Source organism: Mesorhizobium sp. M2A.F.Ca.ET.039.01.1.1 (assembly GCF_003998035.1).
Lineage (GTDB): Bacteria > Pseudomonadota > Alphaproteobacteria > Rhizobiales > Rhizobiaceae > Mesorhizobium.
Genome location: NZ_RZRY01000690.1, coordinates 1 through 3,223 on the forward strand (window position 1 = coordinate 1; position 3,223 = coordinate 3,223).

Here is a 3,223-nt window from a genome sequence, read left to right on the forward strand (position 1 = left end):
TTCCCAGTGATCGCCATCGGCGATTCCGACGCGCTGGAGGTCGGCGACCTGGTACTCGCCATCGGCAACCCGTTCGGCGTCGGCCAGACCACCACCAGCGGCATTGTCTCGGCGCTTGCCCGCAGCCATATCGGCGTTTCGGATTCGGGTTATTTCATCCAGACCGATGCGGCCATCAATCCCGGCAATTCCGGCGGCGCGCTGATCAACATGGGCGGCCAGCTGGTCGGCATCAACACGGCCATCTACAGCCGCAGCGGCGGCTCGATCGGCATCGGCTTCGCCATTCCCTCGAATATGGTGCGCGCCTTTGCCGACGCCGCCAAGGCCGGGCTCGACTTCTTCGAGCGGCCCTATATCGGCGCTGAATTCGAACTGGTGACGCCGCAGATCGCCGAATCGCTCGGCATGGAGAAGCCGACCGGCGCATTGGTTTCATCGGTCGAGGGCTCCGGCCCCGCCGGCAAGGCCGGCCTGAAGCCGGGCGACGTCATCCTGTCGCTCAACAACACGCCGGTCGAAAGCATCGAGGCGCTCGACTATCGCATGGCGACGCTGTCGATCGGCACCAAGGCGACCTTCGTCGTGCTGAGCAAGGGCCAGCAGGCGACGCTGGAAATCCCGCTGGAGCGCGCGCCGGAAGGCGCCAAGCCCAGCGAGGTCACCTTGCGCGGCCGCAGTCCCTTCGCCGGCGCCAAGGTCGCGGAGCTGTCGCCCAGGCTTGCCCAGCGGCTTGGCCTTCGCACCGATCTCAAGGGCGTCACCGTCATCGATATCAGCCGCGATTCGCCAGCCGCCGATTTCGGCTTCCAGCCGGGCGATATCGTGCGCGAGGTCAACGGCACCAGCATCGATACCGCGGCGACGCTGGCGCAAATTGCCCAGCAGGACACGCGCTGGTGGCGCTTTACCGTCGAGCGCGGCGGGCAGATACTGCGCCAGGTGTTGCGTTATTGAGGCGGTCTGCCCATTTAGAGCATGATCCCGAACTGACGGTCCGCTTGGCAGAAAGCGGGAACCGGTGTTCGGACAAGATTATGCTCTCAAAGGAGCGGGATCGCGTTTCAACCAAAAGACTTGCATGGCCGATCTGTTCAGTTCCGATGAACCGGAGAAAGCGCCGCCCGGGCGGCCGCTGGCCGACCGGTTGCGCCCCCAAAACCTCGGCGAGGTCGTCGGCCAGGAGCATCTGACCGGCCCCGACGGCGCGCTGACCAGGCTGATTGATTCCGGCTCGCTCGGCTCCATGATCTTCTGGGGTCCGCCCGGCACCGGCAAGACGACGGTGGCGCGGCTGCTGGCAGGCGAGACCGATCTCGCCTTCGAGCAGATCTCGGCGGTATTTTCCGGCGTCGCGGACCTCAAGAAGGTGTTCGAGGCGGCGAAACTCAGGCGCGCCAACGGCCGCCAGACGCTGCTCTTCGTCGACGAGATCCATCGTTTCAACCGCGCCCAGCAGGACGGCTTTCTTCCGGTGATGGAAGACGGCACCGTGGTGCTGGTCGGCGCCACCACGGAGAACCCGTCCTTCGAGCTGAATGCGGCGCTTCTGTCGCGAGCGCGCGTGCTTGTGTTCCGTTCGCTGGGCGAGGAAAGCATCGCCAAGCTTCTGGCGCGGGCGGAAGAAACCGAGGGCAGGGCGCTGCCGCTTGACGACGAGGCGCGCGCGATGCTGGTCCGCATGGCGGACGGCGACGGCCGCGCCTCGCTGACGCTGGCCGAGGAAGTCTGGCGCGCCGCCAAGAAAGGCGAAGTGTTCGGCCCGGAGGGCCTGCAGCGCGTCATCCAGCGCCGCGCGCCGATCTACGACAAGGGCCAGGACGGCCATTACAACCTGATCTCGGCGCTGCATAAATCGGTACGGGGCTCCGATCCGGATGCCGCCCTTTATTACCTCGCCCGCATGTTCGATGCCGGCGAGGATCCGCTCTATCTCGGCCGCCGGCTGGTGCGCATGGCGGTGGAGGATATCGGGCTCGCCGATCCGCAGGCGCTTGTCGTCGCCAACGCGGCCAAGGACGCCTATGACTATCTTGGCTCGCCCGAGGGCGAGCTCGCCTTCGCTCAAGCCACCGTCTATCTCGCCACCGCGCCGAAATCGAACGCTGTCTATACCGCCTTCAAGGCGGCGACCGCGGCGGCCAAGGAGTTCGGCTCGCTGCTGCCGCCCAAGCACATCCTCAATGCGCCGACCAAGCTGATGAAGCAGGAGGACTACGGCGCCGGCTATCGCTACGACCACGACGAGCCGGATGCGTTTTCAGGCCAGGACTATTTTCCGGAGAAGATGGGCCGGCACACTTTTTACGATCCGCCGGAACGCGGGTTCGAGCGCGACATCCGCAAGCGGCTGGAATACTGGGCGAAGCTGCGCGGCGAACGGAACGGCTGAGTTGCGCGGCCCGTCGGTCGGCGCGCTCGGAACCTGTCGGCTGAGCGTTGAGTGGAATTGTAATATTATGTTGACGGCTGACGGGTCCGCGCGACGGCATTGTGCCGGGAAACAAAAAATCCTATCAAGACGCACGGCTGGCGGGGGTCGCCGTGATTTTGTCCCATGGAACAGGATCGCGCCTTCCCGCGCGAATGGCAATGAAAAAGCAAACCGTCAAGTCGCTCCGCAAGGCCGCCATCGCGGTCGTGGTTCTCGCGCTCGTCTTCTACTTCATCCCGATCCTGACCGCGATCTGGGTCGTCTGCGGCCTGATCGACGTCATGCGCAACGATCAGAAGAACCGAAACCTGTTCGAGCGCTACTTCCTCGGCAACGGCCTGTTCACCTGGCTGCTGTCGCCGTTCAACCTGATTGTCGACCTTCTCTGCTACCGCAACCCCGGCGTCTGGAAGCCCGAGCAGTTCCCTGAAGACTATCAGCGCGAGATCAACGAGGTCCTGGGTGTCTTCAAGGCCCGCAAGGACGAGATCATCGCCGACATCGACGCCAATTTCGGCGCCGGCCGGCGCGGCATGTACGTCTATCAGTGGTACGGCAAGCACAAGATCGACAACGTTCCCGAATTCAACAAGGACTACAAATACATCAAGACGATCGCCGTATCCGTTTTCAGCAAGCGCGAATCCACGTCCTGGCATTTCGGTCCGCTCCGCCTCAGCCTGCGCATCCTCTACAATCTGATCCCGGTGCAGGCGGAGATCTTCGTCCAGTGCGGCAGCAAGAAGAACTACTGGTACGACAACCCTCTGTTCATCTTCGACGACACGC

Annotated in this window: 3 protein-coding genes; all 3 read left to right on the top strand. The window is 63.9% G+C overall.

The annotated features are described in order from the left end of the window. On the top strand, positions 1 to 957 hold a 957-nt coding region (locus EOA24_RS31905; protein ID WP_127410482.1), incomplete at its 5' end, for a PDZ domain-containing protein. A 124-nt stretch (positions 958 to 1,081) separates the two neighbouring features. Further along, positions 1,082 to 2,392 carry a replication-associated recombination protein A gene (locus tag EOA24_RS31910; RefSeq protein WP_126082796.1) on the top strand — a complete coding sequence of 437 codons (1,311 nt, stop codon included), beginning with the start codon at positions 1,082 to 1,084 and terminating at the stop codon, positions 2,390 to 2,392. Between the two features lie 200 nt (positions 2,393 to 2,592). Next, positions 2,593 to 3,223: aspartyl/asparaginyl beta-hydroxylase domain-containing protein (locus EOA24_RS31915; protein ID WP_189354398.1), on the top strand; the 631-nt coding region annotated here is incomplete at its 3' end.